A 17873-nucleotide genomic window follows, 5' to 3' on the forward strand; every position below is an offset into this window, starting at 1 on the left:
ATTTATCTATCTTAGTAGTTCCTGTTAACCTAATTCCGAACACATTATATTTTATGTCAAAACGTACCTATCTTATATTCCTGGATAAAATACTGGTGATCGATTTTAAAAATAAAAAGTTTGGTATCATACAGAAATAAACAGCCTATGAAAAATCCGGATCAAGTAAATCCTTACCAATCGACGGTAAAAAAAACAGATTTTGGAATACTGACCACATTGGTGTCAGAAGCAGGTGTTTCGACGCATGGAAGTATTTCTTTCGGAGATAAAACACTTTCGGCCAACTACGTTTATGATAAAAGAGGAACCTATCAATTGGTGTACACCATCATCGATACAGAGGGAAATACAGAAAGTTTTGCAGAAGATAATGGGATTTTACCCACATTATTTTTAAGTTCGGCCCAGAAAAATTATGTTTCATTTGTTCCTTATCATCCCGATAAAGAACTGGAAATCAGTGTTCCGGTTTTTAACCGTGACAGTACAGAATTACCAAAGGGAAACAGACCTTTTACCGGAAAATTCATAGGGACAACCAATCAGTTTTCCATCTTTCATGAGGCAGATATCTGGTCTGAAACGAAGCCTGACAAAATGCTTTCCATCGAATTTAAAAACGATGTGATCAAAAAGAAGCACAATATCAAAATAGACCTTCCGAGGAATAATAAAATATTCATCAATAATGGGGACATTCATCTATTAGCCAATGATAAAAAAGGATGGTTGCACAGACAGATTGATGAGTTGGGAAATGTCATACGTGAAAGGCTTGTCAGTCCCAATAAAGAATGGTTTTGGGAAATACTCAGCCTGTCTTTTGTGGAAAACTCCTACATTCTTTGTGAAGAAGAAGGGAAAATATCCGTTGAGGTCATCACACCGGACCTTCAGTGTACCACTACAGATATCGCAGATATAGAAAATGAATTTTTCAATACCTGGCAGCCGGTAAAAATTGCTGAACATACTTTTACCGTGAACTTCAACGGAGAATTCGGAAACGGCTGGCTCACGATTAAAAATGATGAACTGTTGGAATTATTCTACAGCAAAAATGAAAAAGGCTACAGAAATATATTGACCAATGAGGTGTTACCCATGGAGAAGAAAGATATGATTATTTCAAGCCTCAACAAAACTGGAGAAGGCAGTTATGCCGTTATTTTTTATCCATCGGATGACCGGAAAACGAAAAATAAAGAGTTGCTTATTTTGAACCGAAAGATTAAATAATTTCAACCGGGAAAAATTACTGAAAACACTTTAAAATACGAGACTTAAACTGATGTCCTGTAAGATAAGCTAATTTAAATTTCTCATTATTTGTAATGCATTAACTCATAGTATTTTATTGTCTCACATTGATCCCGTGTTTTCCCCCTAAATTCAATCGTAGAACTACGACAATTTTCCAAAAAACAGCTAATTCATTTGCCTGTGATTTTTTTATGTGATAAATTTCAAAACCAAACCACAGAAAAAACTTATGGAAAAAAACCGGATTGATCTAAAGCTATTACTGATAAGTAGCTAAGGCAGAGTTTATTCGAGAAAAGCTCTGATAGAACCATCTCAGAACAATCAAAACTGTACTTGCAAAAGGAGACCGATGCTGAGTACCGGTTGTTTATATGAGCAGAATGGTCTCGTTTCTATGAAGGAAGAAATTCCGTTTTCACATCCACACTACCGAAAAAAAGTATACTATGTTTCAAGAAGGAAAGAATCTGTCCAAGAAGGGACTAGATTCAGCTAAAATAGATATAGCCGACAACATTCAAGAAGTTGTAAAAAATAAGGATTCACAAAAAGCCATGTCTCAGATAAAAACGGTGAGCGATACGGCGCAAAATTTTATGAATCAGCCTTTTATGCAAAACGCTCCGACTGTTATAGAGAATAAAGTATGGGCAAAGCAACCCACATCCAATATCTTCAATGCCCAGGCCATCCCTGAAAGTGCCATTGCAGGAATCAACAGAGTCGTGAAACTTGAAATTTTTGTTGAAGGAAAACCGATCAAATTTTTCAAACATTTTAAGCTGACCCAAAGTGCCGTTAAACACCATCAGTTTGATCTTACTCTTGCTCACGATACTCTCGGAAGCTCCGAAAACCATAACCTTGAAGAAGCCCAAAGCTTTCTGGGAAAAAGAATCACTGTCGTCTTCAAATACAAAGATGTAGAAGAAGGACCTGAAAGAAACTTCGTCGGTGTCATTACCGAAGTAGGATTCGATCAGGATAACGGAAGCCTTGGAAATGTCATTCTTACAGGCTACAGCCCAACGATCCTGCTGGATTCTGCTCCCCATACCCAGAGTTTTGGAGGCAAGCAGGAAATCAGCCTCAACAATATTGCAGATCATGTCATCAAAGAAGGTTTAGGAGCCAGTAAGTTTGATGTCCGGGTAGACGCACAATATGGGAATATTTCTTACAGTTCCCAGTATCATGAGACCCATTACAATTATCTGGCAAGAATGGCAGAAGCCTATGGAGAACAGTTTTTCTATGACGGGGAAGTTCTGCATTTCGGAAAACTACCCCCTCAGCAAAAACCGGTAAAGCTTACGTACGGAAGCAATGTAGCTGATGTGAAAATTAAGATGTTAGCTCAACATGTGAAGCCCTCTTTTTACGGGTATAACAGCAGTAAAAACGAAAAACTTACCGCTGGAGCTTCAAAAATAAACCATACCTCAGATATTGCGAGGCGTGCTTACGAAATTTCAGAAAGGACATTTATCACTCCATCATTAAGCATAGCTCCTATAAAGGCTTCAAAAGTAATGGATATTGATGTTTCCCAAAAAGGCGCTGCCGGAAGCAATTCAGTGGATGTATTCACCACTTCCGGAACCACTTCCGTGCCCTTTTTATATCCTGGATGTACAGCAGACATCGAAATGCGTAAACCGGATACCAATGAGACCTCTTATTTTACAAAACTCATGATGACGGAAGTAAGACATGAAGTGGATGCAAGAGGATATTATACAGGATCTTTTGACGCGATTGCTGCAGATACCGGTTTTATGCCGCGACCTCAGTTCAATTATCCAAAAGCAGAACCTCAGTTTGCAAAGATCATTTCCAACACGGATCCATTAAACCAGGGAAGGGTACAGGTACAGTTCGACTGGCAAAACGGTCCGGATACGACAGAATTTATCAGGGTCATGACTCCCGATGGAGGAAGCAGCGATAAAGTAAGTAAAAACCGTGGATTTATGGCCATTCCGGAAGTAGATGATCAAATTATGGTCAATTTTGTTCACCAGCATCCTGACCGTCCTTTTGTGATGGGCGGAATGTTTCACGGTGGTGCCGGAGGCGGAGGTGGACAGGGCAATAATATCAAAAGTCTCAGCAGTAAAAGCGGACATATTGTAAGCCTTGATGATGCCGGTGCGATCACCATTAAAGATAAATCAGGCGGAAACATCATAACAGTAGACGGAACCAATACCATTTCTGCTGTAGCCAGCAAGAAAATTTCTTTAGACAATGGAAAATCGTCTATTGTCATTGAAGATGAAACCATTACGATTCATGCTAAAAATATTCATGTGGTAGGCGAAACCATTGTTTCTATGGGAAGCGGTAAAGCGGGAGTAGAACTGAGTTCAAAAGAAAATGTGGCAGCCATAAGCGGAGTTACAGTTACTGCATCCGGAAGCAAAGAAGTCCAGATCACAGGAAAAGAGACAAGCATCAGCGGAGCCAAGGTTTCAATGAACGGAGATGGAGAGACTATCATTACAGGAGGTCTGGTTAAACTGAATTCTTAACTATGGAAACATCTTCAATAGCACAGGAATACTACAAATTGAGAGATCTCTGGTCTGCAGCCGAAAAAAAGCAGTCATGGAAACTGGCCGTTTGGGTAGCACAGTATGCGGATGTGGAGATCATCGATAAGTTTATGCAGATCGAACAGTCTCCTGTAGGAGAAGCCAACGATATTTTTTTTCGTTTCGAAACCGAATACCATGGCAACAGGGAATGGTTTGAAGAACAGTTATGGAATGAATTTCTCACCTGGTTTACAGCCCATCCGGATAAAAATAAAGACCTTCACCGGGCACTTTGGGAAAATAATATGATCAGGGAAGCATTCGTTCCGGATGATAAGCTTCCACCCAATATTTCCAGTCTGTTTAGTGAGCTGGAACGCCTTAAGGTGAGTATAACAGATCAGACTGAAGGTTTTTATTTCTGTCTGTATTTTCCTCTTTCGGCCCATTCCAAACAAAATATAGCCCACTGGTTTCAGCAGGTCATAGAAACGGTACCGGATGATTTACGCCTTATAACCATGGATCTTGCAGAAGAAAGACGCGTGGAACTGCAGGGTAAAAAGAATGGGGAATCTCTTTATCACTATCTGCATCCAAAGCTCAAAATGGCAGAAGCTATTAAAAATGAGATGTACAAATCAAGCGACAGCTATAATACTGTCGATCCGGATGCCAGATTCAGAAAACAGGTGATTGTGGTCATGGATTCTACCACCAAGAAAATACAGAATCGGACAGATGTAGAAGTAAAACGCCTTTTAAATATCACTGACGAAATTGGAACGGTATCTTCTAAAATAGCGGGTTTACTGGTCGCATCGCAGGCCTATTTTGCCATACAGAATACAAAAAAAAGCGAAGAATATACAGATAAAGCCTTGGAAGAATCCTCAAAAGCGATGCAGGAAGATGATGCTACGGGATATCCGGTCTGGAAATCATGCATGCTTTTAAAGGCCACATTATTATACGGAAACAAAAAAACGGATCCAGCTTTATTGATTTATGAGGAGTTGTCCGAAAAAGCCTCCGAACGTCAGGATGTCTATTATATCATGGAGGCGAACAGGCTTATCGCTCATATTTATTACGAAAAAAACAACGTGCAGAAAGCCTTTGAAAATGTACTGTTTTCTTTGGCGGCAGGAGCATATTTAGATATCAGTGTAAGAAGACAGTCTACTTTTTTACATGCAGCATTTATGGCACTTTATTTAGGCGGACAGATCAAAACACCCGCAGAAGTAAACGAAATAAAACTGCAGCTGGCAGATTGGTTAGGTGATGACTGGGAAATTTTATTGGCGCAGGCTGGAGTGGATTCAGCAGCGTTAAAAATGGACAAGTCCGTTTGGAAAAAGCAATTATCAAAACTTAAAAACTAACCTATGTCTGATTTAATAGGAAAAGTAGCCACATCACCCGCCCCACGAAGAGGCTTCGGTGAATTGTTTGGAGAAGCCAAAAACAAACTGGATCATTTGCAGAAAGATATGGCCAGTATTCTCCCTGCCATGCCCGGAATGCCTGTAGGAAAGTACTTTGATCTCGCGATTGGGATAGATTTTCATGAAACCATTTTTCCGCCAATGCCTTTGTTGCCGGTACCGCATATCGGGATGGTTTTCGATATCATGAGCGCCATCATGAATGCCATTTCAAGCATTTTACCCGAACCTCCGGCTCCTCCCGCAGATGGCTCTGAACCACCAACAAGCTTAGCTTCCGTTTGTACAGCGATTGTCAATGGCATGAAACCATCCGTTCAGGTTCACGGACAGTGGGTAGCTAATGCAGGTACGGGGATTCAGCATTTACCCGGTATCTTTTTACATATCCCGTTTCCGATTGTAAAACCTATTGCAAGCTCAGAAATGTTTTTGGGAAGCAGTACCGTTTTAGCTGATGGCGGGCCGTGCAGTACCCAGTTTCACCTAGCTTTATCATGCAACCTGATTGGGATTCCTGCGCCGTTCCGTATTACAAAACCAAAACCAAAGGTTGCTTTAATGGCACCTACTTCCATGCTGCTGATCATCACTTCAGCCGGAAAACCTGTTTTAGCAGGTGGTCCGCCAACGATTGATCTTTTCCAGCTGGCCATGAGTCTCGGTTTAAAAGGAATGGGGAAATTATGGAAAAAAGCAGGCAACAAATTACAGGATTTCATTCACAGGGTTCAGCCTAATAAACCTAAGCTGGCTAAAGTGTTACAGCCGGTAAAATGCCGTTTGTTCGGTGAACCGGTAGATGCCGCTACCGGAAGAGTATATTCCACCAATACCGATATTGAGTTGCCGGGACCTATCCCTTTTGTATGGCAGCGTACCTATTACAGTGATGCTGAGGTGAACGGGCCATTAGGCTTTAACTGGCATCACAGTTACAATATGGGACTTTTTGACTTGCAGAATGATTATGCTTCCGTGCGTTTATCAGACGGACGGGAAACCGTTGTTCCGTTGGTAGGTGTGGGCGAAAAATATTTTAACAGAAAAGAACAGCTCACCTTTAGCAAAGATGAAAAAGGATATATATTAACGGATTCCAATAAACTCCAATACCGTTTCAATGGGGCGCTGAATCAGGAAGGCTACCGAATGCTTTCTTCAATATCTACTGCAGATGGATTTACAATAAGTTTAGATTATCATTCCAACGGATGTTTAAAAAAGATAACAGACAGTACAGGCAAAATCATAAAGGTAGAAACCGATTCTGATCATCGTATTACCCGTCTCTACACCGTTGCTGAAAACCGTGAGATCACCTATATCCAGTACAGTTATGACGATCTGGGAAATATGGTATACAATAAAGACGTGATCGGGGCAGAAAAACATTTCCGCTATCAGGGGCATTTATTGGTTCAGCTGACCAACCAGACCGGACAGAATTTTTATTGGGAATACGAAGGAGCAGGCGATGATGCCAAATGTATCCATACCTGGGGCGATGGCGGTGTACTGGAATATTTTACAGAGTATAATCCGGGACAAACCATTACCAAAAACAGTTTAGGTTTCACAGCAGAATATTTTTATGATGACAGCAAACTGATCTATAAAATAATAGACGAAAACGGCGGCGTTACCCATCAGAAATACAATCAGTATCAGGAGCTTGAATTAGTGATCAATGCAGAAGGTTTCACACAGAAATACCTGTATACTGAAAACGGTTTACTGAAAACAATTGAAAACGAAAATAACGGGCAGAACCTGTTTCAATATGATGATGCTTTTAATTTAGTTAAAATAACGAGTCCGGGAGGTGCAGAAATAGAATGGACCTATGACGAATTCAACCGGATTGTTCAAAAGAAGCTTCCTTCCGGGGAAAAGTTGCATTATCAGTATAATGATAAGCACCTTAGAAAAATAACTGATGACAAAAACCGTGCGGTTCATTTTTTCTATGACCAGTCGCATCAGCTGGTGCAGATGATTTATCCCAATGAAACCTACAGCAAATGGGATTATGATGAACTGGGCAATGTAATAAGCGAGCGTGATCCAAGAGGAAATATAACGTTCTTTCAATATGATGATGCCGGCAACGTAATCTACTTAAAAGAATCCGATGGAAACGAGCATTATTTCGAATATGACACCTCATACAATATCATTCATGCGAAGGATGATTTGCATGATGTGAGGTTCAGATATGGCAGTTTAGGGATTTTACTGAGCCGGACCCAGAATAACCGTACAGTGAAATTCGGATATGATACTGAATTACAGTTAAAAAGTATCAGTAATGAAAAAGGGGAAGTATATCGCTTTGCGCTGGACGGAGTAGGCGATGTGATCAGTGAATGGGGATTTGACGGATTGCACCGTCAGTATGAGCGAGATGCGATAGGCAGAGTGAAAAAAGTAGTCCGCCCGGACAACCGCTGGACAGAATATGACTATGACGGCATTGGAAATATCATTGCCGAACAGCACAGTGACCTTTCATTCACCGGATACAGCTACAATAAAGACGGATTTTTAACCGGTGGGTTAAATCAGGATATCAGCATAAAAATACAGCGCGGAAAAGATGGCCGTATCATTAAGGAACAGCAGGGCCAGCATTGGGTAAGTAAAACGATTGATCAACACAATGATTCTTTATTGACAGAAAGTTCATTGGGAGCCCACATTACCAGTCAGTATAACCATTTCGGACAGCTCAATACCATGGAAAGCGGAAGCTGGAAAGCTCAATGGCAATACGATGCCACAGGACTGGAAATACAGCGCGATCTTACAGGTGGTATCAGCCAGGTTACAGAACATGATCAGCAGGGACGGGTAGTTCGTCGCAGCATCAACAGTCATAATGTAGAGAAAAACCGTACCCGGTATATGTGGGGAACTGCGAATCGCTTATTGAAAACCGTCAATGAAATCACCGGAACGAGTGCCAGTTTCAATTATGATGCTTGGGATAATCTGGTGAGCGGAACTTATCAGACTAGCAAAGAAACGGATACTATTTATAAAGCTCCGGATGCCATCGGTAACCTCTTTGAAACCCCTAACCAAACTGACCGAAGCTATGGACCGGGAGGAAAACTGTTGACCGATATACGGTATAATTACTACTACGATGCAGAAGGAAACCTGATTTTTAAAGAATTCAGAAAAAGTACCCAACGGGCAGCTATTTCTTCTTCCACCGTAGAGCATAAATACGGAATCAGCCTGATGGGAAGCGGCGTCGGCTGGCAGTATGAATGGAAAGGAAACGGAATGCTTGCCAAAGTAGTATTGCCGCAGGGCGGAGAAGTCAGTTTTGCATATGATCCTCTGGGAAGGCGTATTGCCAAGCAGTATAAAAATAAAGTGACCCGCTGGGTATGGGATGGAAATGTCCCGTTACATGAATGGCAGTATGACGGAGAATTCCCACCAAAGCTGAGTATTGATGAAGAAAATAATGTGGAGGAAGCTTCTGAATCTGCAGAAAATGTAATAACTTGGCTCTATCAGGAGGGAAGCTTTGTGCCTTGTGGGAAAATTGTTGGAGAAGAGGAGTTTAGCATCATCAGCGATTATTTAGGTACACCTACGCATGCTTATGATCATGAAGGCATTCTTGTCTGGGAAAGGGAATTGGATGTATATGGTTCTCTGCGAAAAGGAGATAATGAATTTGTTCCGTTTTTGTACCAGGGACAGTATGTGGATAGAGAAACAGGATTGGCCTATAACCGTTTTCGGTATTATGATAATGAGAGCGGGAATTACTTAAGTCAGGATCCGATTGGATTAATGGGTAATAATCCTAACTTTTATGCTTATGTAAATGAAAATAATAGTAGAATTGATCCTTTTGGCTTAGATGTTTATGACCTAATTGCCGATGTTGATGGTTGGTATCCTGTTTATGAAAAAGGAAGTTTAAATCCAACATCTTATGTAAGATTAAAACAAGGAGATGTTTATAAAATTGGAGAATCTAAAAATCCTGTTAGAAGATATTCTCAAACAAGATTAGACGAAGCCAGAATTAATAGATCTACAGCGACATCTATTGCAATTGATCCTACCGGAAAACCAATATTAGATGCAAATGGTAATACTGTTACAGCTGGTTTGAGAAGGCAAGTTGATCCCAATACTATTGGAAATACGAAACAGGCAGACCGTTTAATTGAAACACAAAAAATAAAAACGTATGAACAAGCACAAAATAAATTACCGCCTGGTAATAAAACACATCATTAAAATTTAAAGATTATAAATTATGGGAATTTTTTTAAAAATCACTTATGATTCACAAGGAGGGAAAACAAAAGAAAAAGCTATTATAAATCAAAATATTTTAGATAATATTCTCAATAGCTTGAATGATTATGCTTGGCAAGATTCAATTTCGAGTAAATTAACATCCCTTGACCCCAAATATAGTCATATTGCACTTGGTACTATTCTTAGGTTTTTTCATCTGAAAAATATTGAAATAGGTAATTTAAAATCATTTGCACGGTACGCCAAAAAGGATGATAAACTTATAATAGATCAAATACTCATCATTGATAAATATGAAGATTTGTCAGAAGATGAAACACGAAAAGCACTCTGTGATGATGTTTTTCTATACTTTAAAGAAATTATCTTAAAATATAAAGATCACTTTCAAGACTTTGATGCGGTTTCTTTTATACCGCTGCTTGAAGAAAGATTCAAAAAAATAAAAGAGGGCAATTAGAAATGAAGCTTTACTACTTGTAGAAAATTGCTGGAGCAGAAAGGTTTACCCCGATCTATGATGATTAATTATAATGGAAAATGAATTATTTGTAAGCTTTCAAAGAAGCTATATAAAAAGAAAAAGTATCCCTTTGATGGATGATATTATTCTTTTTGATTCTTTTGATTCTTCTAAGAGGACCAAGTTTTATTCTGTTTCAGAATGGAGGACATTGGACTATAAAGATATCCCTTTTCCTCCGGAAGATAATAAATATAAATTTCCCAAGGATCTTTATTTAGTATTCAAGAAGAAGCAAAATGATTTTCAGTTTAATTATATTGAGTACGGTTCAGACGTGAAAATACTGTCCATAGATTTATTTGAAAAGTTATCTGATAATGGATTGGAAAAGGATCAGTATGAATATTCAATACTAAAATTAGTAGATAAAGAAGGTAATGTATTAACAGATAAAAGGTATTGTGCTTTAAGGTTTGGAAAATTTGATGATCACTTGTTTGAAGTGAATAAACAAACAAGTTTTAGAAGTAAAGTTAACGGAAGTACAAATTATATATATCCTGATTTAACATTAAATATAGAAAATTCAGACAGGAAAATTTTTGTTTTAAAGGAATTTTCTTATAGGAAATCACTAATATTTAATAGTCTAAATTTAGTTACTAACCTTGTTACTCAATTTAATGATATTGATATTTATAATACCAAAGAATTTCCATTCATTTATGATAACCAATATGATGAAGAGGTTGTCCCTTTGCAAAATAGTTACAAAATATAAATTAATTGAGATTATTTTCAGTAAGTCAAAATTAGATTTTTAGTCAATAGATAAAAGAATTGTTTACCTTATAATGATAATAAGGGAGCGTTAAAAAAGCAAGCTGTGCAAAGTCCGACTCTGTACAGCTTATTTTTTACCAAAAAGATTATCTTTACCAGATTCCAATGAATCAATACATAATGAAACGATTTTACTTTCTGATCACCGGTTTTCTGATATTTACAGGGATCAATACTAATGCGCAGTCAGACAGCGTAAAAAACTATGTAGTTAGCGCACTTGATCTGATGAAGGCCAAATCGGTCAACAAACACAGGATCAACTGGGATTCCCTTTACATGGATTCCCGCAAAAAAGCAGAAAGTCTTCACACGGTTAAAGAGACCTATCCGCTTATTAAAAATATACTCGGTGCCCTGAAAGATGCCCATTCCAATTTTTTTCCACCGGAAATGGTTAAGGCCTATACATTGGGTTACAGAGCTACAGGACAGGAATTTCCTGTTATTGAAACAAAAATGACGGAAAACCAGATTGCTTATCTCAAGCTTCCCGGGATTGCCTGTTATCATTTTGCAGAATGGGATGAGTTTGTCAACACATTTTATAAAAAAATAGAAGAGCTGAATGCACAGAAACCTAAAGGCTGGATTCTGGATCTCAGAGACAATGGCGGAGGCATGTTTTATCCCATGTTTGCAGCTTTGTCACCAATGCTGGATAAGAAAAATGTGATTGGAACCATAGATGCAGAAGGAAAATATGCGTTTTATGATTATGATGACAAAGGAAATCTGTATGAGGGTAAACAGTTAGCTCATCATTTTAATGTCAAAAATATCCCTCAGCGCATCACAAAACCAATGGTTGTAATGGTCAACAAAAAAACATCAAGCTCAGGCGAATTCTGCACTGTTGCATTTGCCGGACAAAAAAACACAACGGTTATCGGGCAAAATACAATGGGACTGACCTCCGGAAATCAGGAATACAAACTTTCTGACGGAGCATTTCTTATTTTAACAATAGGAAATATCGTAGACCGTAATAAAAAGGAATATGCCAAAGTAGGAGAGGGATTTACTCCAAATATACTGCTGAAAGACCTTTCGGAAGCTCAATACATGAAAACGGCATCTGAGATATTGCTAAAAAAGTAATCTTTAAATTTTTATAGAGCGTTTCGGCGCGAAGTCGAAGACTTCGCGCCGAAACGCTTACCTTTTTATTCCTTTAATGAATCAGCTGCTTAAAAGAAAAATCCGGCTGGCGCATTTCAATTTCGTTTGTGCTTGAGGCAAGTTGTGCTTCGCGGGCATAAATGAACATTTCTGCTTCATAACCTTTAATAGCAGCCTCCAGTGATTCATAGGATTTATTTGTGAGTTTTTCAGAGAGGATCAATGCATCCAGTAAACCGGTATTGACGCCCTGACCTGCAAAAGGAGGCATCAGATGAGCCGCATCTCCTATAAGTGTTATAGGTAGAGGACGGTCATTATTCCAGGGTTGGTTCAATGGAAATTTTCTGGTCGGAAGACAACTGAAAGATGAGGTAGAACGGAATAAGTTATTGAATCTATCGTCCCAATCAGCGAATCTTTCCAAAAGAAAGGCACGGATGAGGTTCGAATCATGAAAGTAAGATTCGGTACGACCGGACCATTCTTCAGGCTTTTTAAAAATGACACCGTAGGTCAATACCCCATTATTGTTGGGATTGGCTACCAGCAAATTACCTTTATGGGCGGCCATCAGCCTTTTTCCATCGCACCACTCGTAAAATTTAGCAGCATGAAGCTCCGGATCAGGAATATCTCCCTGGATGATCATGGTTCCGGTATCTTCGACCTGCGTGTCTGTAACAAAAGATCGTATGACAGACATTCCGCCATTGGCCCCAATCACAAGATCTGCTGTTTCTTGAACTCCATTTTCAAAATGCAGCAGCCATTTGCCATTAAGAACTTCAAGTCCCGTACATTTTCTGTCCCAGACTACAGTATCAGCGGTTAAACTCTCTAATAACATATTTCTAAGAACATTTCTGTTGATTTCAGGATTGTCATACTGATTTTCAGGGGTAGACTCTTTCGTGAATAAAGTTTCTCCATTTTCATCAGTCATGACAATACCCATAGGCAATGCCAATGCATAGTAATTGTGCAATAGTCCGGCTTTTTTCATAGCTTCCTGACCTGAACCTTTATGAAGATCTAATGTACCGCCCCAAATTCTGGCTTGCGGATCTTGATCTCTTTCGTAAACGGTAACATCTGCACCATTTTGTTGTAATAATCTGGCTAACGTAAGACCCGCAGGTCCTGCACCAATGATCGCTGTTTTTTTATTCGTAAGTAACATGATTTTTTGTGTTGTTTAATATGAATACAAAATTGAGGGTCATTTTAGAAATAAAATAATTACATTAGACTTAAAAATAACCGTAAAAGACTTTTATGGAAAAAGAGGATTACACCATCCCTGTCATTCTTCAAAAGTTGGCTCATGTACTGGGAACAAAATTAAAGAACAGAAGATTAGAGATCCCTTCCGGATTTGGAAGCGGGTATTGTACCGGATTTGTTTTTAATACACACATCAGGATGCTGATCAGTAATTATGAGCTGAATGACGATGTGGTGCTGGAGAATCCGGAGCGGAATGAAGGCCGAAAAGTGATATTTTTTAAGTTTCAGAACATTTTTCCTAAAGCGGAATCATTGTCTACCGGAAAACATCCCGGAGAAATACCATCCGTTTTAATTGCAACCAGCCGCATCAATACCGATGAAATTATTTCCATCCATTCCAATACATCTACCATTAATATTGAAATAGAGGCAGATTATCTGGGCCAATTGTTGAGCACATCAGATCAATCACCGGTTTTGCAAAGTCTCCTGCAGAATAACCAACCTTATCTTTTTGAGCAGATCATTTATCCCTCGTTGCAGAAAGTGGTGGATGAAATTATCTCAGAATTCGTTGGAGAAACTTTCGAACTGTTTTTCATGAGAATCAAAGCAGAGGAAATGATCTGCAGGCTGCTGATGGAACTGGAAAAGCGGGACGAAAAACGCATCTATGCCCTGAACAGTCATGATATAGAAATTCTTTACAAAATAAGGGATCACGTCCTTCAAAACCTCGACATTCCTCCTGTTATCGGAAAACTGGCTGCTGAGGCCGGTATGAGTCCTACAAAATTGAAACGGCTATTTAAGCAGATCTTTGGTGACAGTATTTTCAGCTATTATCAGGAATTCAGGATGAAAGAAGCCGCTCTTCTGCTAAAAGGGAAGAAATATTCCGTTTCAGAAGTCGGCTACAAACTCGGTTTTACCAACCTGAGCCATTTTTCAAAAATCTTCAAAGAACATATGGGAATGAACCCCAAACAGTATGCGATGATACAGTGATTATTTCAATGATTTGTAAAAATGAGTTGTGGTCATATGACGGGTTATATTTTTGACAAATTCGTCCTTTCCATAGAAAAAGCTTGTCTTATTTCTAAAACTAAATGAATAATAATTATTCTTTAAGTTCTTAATGGTGAGCAGAGACTGATCTATGTCTTTTTTCAACTGATCTTTATCGGTTGTATCGGTTGCGATATAGCTATTAAACTGTTTTTCTTCTGCATTTGAGATAGTACCACAGGAATAGACCGCACCCAATAGCGAAGCAAAAGCATCATCCATCTTATTCAATTGTCTGTATGACTTTGAGATGGATAAAAGTGAATTCTCCACATCGCTGCAAACCCGGGAATCACTTGAATTTGGAAAATCAAAAACGGCTTTTCTGTAATATTCAATGGCTTTGCTGTAATCCTGTTTGGAAAAATAATAGTCGCCTAATGTATGGGCAGAAAAGTGTTTAAGGCCATAGATATCAATGTTCTCAGCACCGTCTTCCAGCAATTCTTTTGGGAATTTAAGCTTTAAGAGATAGCTGAACATTCCAATATGATGGATCAAACTGTCCCGATTTATTCGTTGTTCATAGGTTTCAGTATTCTTTAAAAATTCTTTGTCCTTACTGAAGGGACTGCTTTCCCTGAGACGTTTTACGTAGGAATAGATGTTGTGGTCATCAGAGGAATGGGCGAATGGATGTTTTTCTAAAAAAGTTGTCAACTCATCTTCTTTCTCCTGCCTGATTTTTTCCACTACTTTTTTTCCGGAAATCTCTTCGCCAGCCAAACTTAATTTAAAAGCGTAGATAATAATCCCTTCATTACCAAAGCTTACAGCATACATCCAGTCATCATTTCCCCGAATAAACGAGACATCTGCAGGACTGAAAACCTTATATTCGTTCGTCAGTTCAGTGTAAGTACTTTCAGCCTTGGGATGATCTGTCAGCAATGATTGAAAGATTTTTGATTTTCCTATGTCTCTCCGATTATTCAAAAAGGCATCTGCATATTCTTTCGTCTCATCACTGGGCATTTTAGTAATACTTGACCGGAGAGCTGAAATATCTACCTTATCATTATCATAAGTGTACACGGCAGGAAATAGATCCAGATTGCTGTTGCCGTTGTCTAAAAATAGAGCAATACCCACTACATCTTTGGTAAGATGTTTTGCATTTAACTTTTTAGCCGTTTTAAAATGGGTCACCAGATCCTTAAGGTATTGATAGTGGGAACTTTTGCCGTATTTTTTTAAAGCAGTATCCAGCTTAGGCTCGTAATCTGAAAACGATTTTTGTTGTGCTTCTGCTGTAATAAAACTGGTCAAAAAGATCAATATAATGTATAATTGCTTCATGGGGTTACATTTTTATGACTTCCTATTTTTGAAGAAAGTATTTGGTATCCTGTGTTTTATTAGTAAACATAAGGATTAAAAATTAACAAGATCATAAATAGAGGTAAAAGATTTTATGGGTATAAATGATTGCTCAACAGATGGTTAAAATAAATATCAGAATATACAGGGAAAAGTCTGCGTTGATGTAATAAATAAGGGAGAAAGAATGTCATATAATTAATATCCTCCTGATTAAAAAAAGCCTTATAATTCGGCTGATCCGTAATAAAACTTAAGTATTTTTGACAAACTAAATTTCAAAAGATAAAATGAAACCAAAAACTCCCATATACGCTGCAGCCCTGATCGGAATGATGTACGTTCCGGTATCTGCACAGACAAAATCCCAGTTGAATACCGAAATTGCCAAAGTAGAAGCAGGATTAATACCTGCGGTTCGCTTTCAGGGTGAACCTATGTGGACACTGGAGTCCAGAATGAAGCATTATAATGTTCCGGGAGTGAGCATTGCTGTTATTAAAAATTCAAAAGTGATCTGGGCGAAGAGCTATGGTTTTTCAGATGTGGAATCTAAAACTCCGGTCAATTCCAAAACACTTTTTCAGGCGGCATCCATGAGCAAGCCGGTAAGTGTGTATGCGGCATTGACAGAAGTAGAAGCGGGAAAGATCAATCCTGATGCTGATGTCAATTCCTACCTTAAATCCTGGAAAGTTCCGGAAAATGAATTTACCAAAGAAAAAAAAGTCACTTTTAAAAATATAGTCAGTCATACAGCCGGTTTTACAGTAAGTGGATTTCCCGGATATGAAGCCGGAAAGCCTATTCCTACCTTAGTCCAGGTTTTAAATGGACAGACTCCAGCGAATACTCCTGCTGTTTTCGTAGATAAAGTTCCGGGAACACCTTTCCGTTATGCGGGCGGTGGATACTGTGTCCTGCAGCAGATGCTTATCGATCTGGAAGGAAAAGATTTTACCACCATTATGAAGGAAAAGGTTCTCATGCCGCTGGATATGAAGAACAGTACTTTTTCACAGCCTTTATCCGATGCACAGGCTCAATTCGCAGCTACGGCATACAATCAAGATGGGATAAAAGTTCAGGGAAAATCTCATACCTATCCCGAACAAGCAGCAGCCGGTTTATGGACTACCCCTGAGGATCTGGCTAAATTCGTCATTGATGTGCAGAATACTTTGAGCGGGAAGAGCAGCACCATTATTTCACAAAAGACAGCTGAACAGTTTACCACTTCCTTTATTGATCCATTTATGGGATTGGGGATTTTTTTGGAAGATAGAAGAGGTCATATGTATTTTCACCACGGTGGTTGGAACGAAGGATTCTCCAGCAGATTTATAGCCAGTAAAACAAGCGGTGACGGGGTTGTTGTATTAACGAATACCAATAAACCTGATTTTGTAGAAGAACTTGTGCGTTCGGTGGCAGAAGTCTATCACTGGCCTTTATTTAATGGCCCAGTTCAGAAAATATTGCCTTTAAATCAGAATGATTTCAAAAGTATCGGACGTTACAAAAGTGGAAAATATGGTTTTTACAGGGTTTATCGTGAAAATGGAAAGCTGATGACTGCTGCTAATATGGATACTCCGGTTGAAATGATTAAAGTAGGAGAAAATAAGTATGCATTTCGGGACTGGGATTTTACGGTAAAATTTGTGAAAAATAAGGATACCGGAAAAACAGATATCGTACAGGTATTTTCCAATGGAAAAATAAGGTCAACAGATGCACAGATGGGACCGGATGAGAAAGCTCCTTTAGAATGGGTGCTGGACGGAAATTATGACAAAGGTCTGGAAGCGTATAAGAAAGCCAAAACTGAAGATGCCGGAAATGATCTTCTCTCTGAGGGTTTTCTGAATGGAGCAGGTTACACCATGCTTCGGAATAAAGATTTTACAAAGGCCATTGATATACTCAGGATAAATGCTGCATTGTATCCTAAAAGTGAAAATGTCTACGACAGTTTGGGAGAAGCTTACCTGAAGGCCGGTCAAAAGGATAAAGCCAAACAGAATTACCAGAAAGTTCTGGAGATCAATCCCAAAAACGAAAATGCTGCAAAGGTTTTAAAAACATTATAATTTCAGTTCGGTCAGATGGCTGGAAGCTGGAAGAGAGAAGCTGATTGAACCCTGTCAAGGTTCAAAACCTTGACAGGGTTCACTGGATGGCCAACTCATTATAAAAGCAAATGTCTTATCCCGGGCTCAGGTTAAGAAAATAAAAACATTGGTTTTCACTAAACACAGA

The 17873-nt window shown here is 38.8% G+C and carries 11 protein-coding genes; 9 read left to right on the top strand and 2 right to left on the bottom strand.

All coding sequences use genetic code 11. The annotated features are described in order from the left end of the window. Positions 1-147: 147 nt before the first annotated feature. The 7 genes from BUA72_RS12275 (at position 148) to BUA72_RS12305 (ending at position 11966) form a co-directional block, all read left to right on the top strand. Positions 148-1242 carry a hypothetical protein gene (locus BUA72_RS12275; protein ID WP_072923114.1) on the top strand — a complete coding sequence of 365 codons (1095 nt, stop codon included), beginning with the start codon at positions 148-150 and terminating at the stop codon, positions 1240-1242. A gap of 473 nt (positions 1243-1715) precedes the next feature. Next, entirely contained in the window at positions 1716-3803 is a 2088-nt protein-coding gene (locus BUA72_RS12280) for a type VI secretion system Vgr family protein (RefSeq protein WP_072923115.1), read from the top strand. 2 nt (positions 3804-3805) lie between these two features. Beyond that, positions 3806-5197: a hypothetical protein gene (locus tag BUA72_RS12285; RefSeq protein WP_072923116.1), complete on the top strand. Its 1392-nt coding sequence runs from the start codon at positions 3806-3808 to the stop codon at positions 5195-5197. A gap of 3 nt (positions 5198-5200) precedes the next feature. Further along, positions 5201-9532 carry a DUF6531 domain-containing protein gene (locus tag BUA72_RS12290; RefSeq protein WP_072923117.1) on the top strand — a complete coding sequence of 1444 codons (4332 nt, stop codon included), beginning with the start codon at positions 5201-5203 and terminating at the stop codon, positions 9530-9532. A 19-nt stretch (positions 9533-9551) separates the two neighbouring features. Continuing rightward, complete coding sequence (locus BUA72_RS12295) at positions 9552-10016, top strand: hypothetical protein (RefSeq protein WP_072923118.1); 465 nt, start codon at positions 9552-9554, stop codon at positions 10014-10016. Between the two features lie 73 nt (positions 10017-10089). Beyond that, complete coding sequence (locus BUA72_RS12300; protein WP_072923119.1) at positions 10090-10803, top strand: Imm43 family immunity protein; 714 nt, start codon at positions 10090-10092, stop codon at positions 10801-10803. A 182-nt stretch (positions 10804-10985) separates the two neighbouring features. Further along, positions 10986-11966 carry a S41 family peptidase gene (locus tag BUA72_RS12305; protein WP_072923120.1) on the top strand — a complete coding sequence of 327 codons (981 nt, stop codon included), beginning with the start codon at positions 10986-10988 and terminating at the stop codon, positions 11964-11966. A 73-nt stretch (positions 11967-12039) separates the two neighbouring features. On the opposite strand, the gene BUA72_RS12310 is transcribed toward BUA72_RS12305, so the two are convergent. Beyond that, a complete protein-coding gene (locus tag BUA72_RS12310) occupies positions 12040-13170 on the bottom strand; it encodes an FAD-dependent oxidoreductase (RefSeq protein WP_072923121.1) in 1131 nt (376 codons plus the stop codon). 95 nt (positions 13171-13265) lie between these two features. On the opposite strand from BUA72_RS12310, the gene BUA72_RS12315 reads away from it, so the two are divergent. Beyond that, positions 13266-14228 (top strand): helix-turn-helix domain-containing protein, encoded by a 963-nt coding sequence (locus BUA72_RS12315; protein ID WP_072923122.1) that lies wholly within the window; start codon positions 13266-13268, stop codon positions 14226-14228. Here the strand turns inward: BUA72_RS12315 and BUA72_RS12320 are convergent, their stop codons facing one another. Continuing rightward, a complete protein-coding gene (locus BUA72_RS12320; RefSeq protein WP_072923123.1) occupies positions 14229-15590 on the bottom strand; it encodes a tetratricopeptide repeat protein in 1362 nt (453 codons plus the stop codon). It abuts the gene before it with no gap. A 311-nt stretch (positions 15591-15901) separates the two neighbouring features. Between BUA72_RS12320 and BUA72_RS12325 the strand changes: the two genes are divergently transcribed. Continuing rightward, entirely contained in the window at positions 15902-17704 is a 1803-nt protein-coding gene (locus tag BUA72_RS12325; protein ID WP_072923124.1) for a serine hydrolase domain-containing protein, read from the top strand. Positions 17705-17873: the final 169 nt, after the last annotated feature.

The organism is Chryseobacterium sp. OV279, from assembly GCF_900128945.1.
Taxonomy (GTDB): Bacteria; Bacteroidota; Bacteroidia; order Flavobacteriales; family Weeksellaceae; genus Chryseobacterium.

Coding starts and splice junctions, on each gene's coding strand:
- BUA72_RS12310 (WP_072923121.1), bottom strand. CDS start 13,170: ATGTTACTTACGAATAAAAAAACAGCGATCATTGGTGCAGGACCTGCG.
- BUA72_RS12290 (WP_072923117.1), top strand. CDS start 5,201: ATGTCTGATTTAATAGGAAAAGTAGCCACATCACCCGCCCCACGAAGA.
- BUA72_RS12295 (WP_072923118.1), top strand. CDS start 9,552: ATGGGAATTTTTTTAAAAATCACTTATGATTCACAAGGAGGGAAAACA.
- BUA72_RS12315 (WP_072923122.1), top strand. CDS start 13,266: ATGGAAAAAGAGGATTACACCATCCCTGTCATTCTTCAAAAGTTGGCT.
- BUA72_RS12305 (WP_072923120.1), top strand. CDS start 10,986: ATGAAACGATTTTACTTTCTGATCACCGGTTTTCTGATATTTACAGGG.
- BUA72_RS12280 (WP_072923115.1), top strand. CDS start 1,716: ATGTTTCAAGAAGGAAAGAATCTGTCCAAGAAGGGACTAGATTCAGCT.
- BUA72_RS12325 (WP_072923124.1), top strand. CDS start 15,902: ATGAAACCAAAAACTCCCATATACGCTGCAGCCCTGATCGGAATGATG.
- BUA72_RS12285 (WP_072923116.1), top strand. CDS start 3,806: ATGGAAACATCTTCAATAGCACAGGAATACTACAAATTGAGAGATCTC.
- BUA72_RS12275 (WP_072923114.1), top strand. CDS start 148: ATGAAAAATCCGGATCAAGTAAATCCTTACCAATCGACGGTAAAAAAA.
- BUA72_RS12320 (WP_072923123.1), bottom strand. CDS start 15,590: ATGAAGCAATTATACATTATATTGATCTTTTTGACCAGTTTTATTACA.
- BUA72_RS12300 (WP_072923119.1), top strand. CDS start 10,090: ATGGAAAATGAATTATTTGTAAGCTTTCAAAGAAGCTATATAAAAAGA.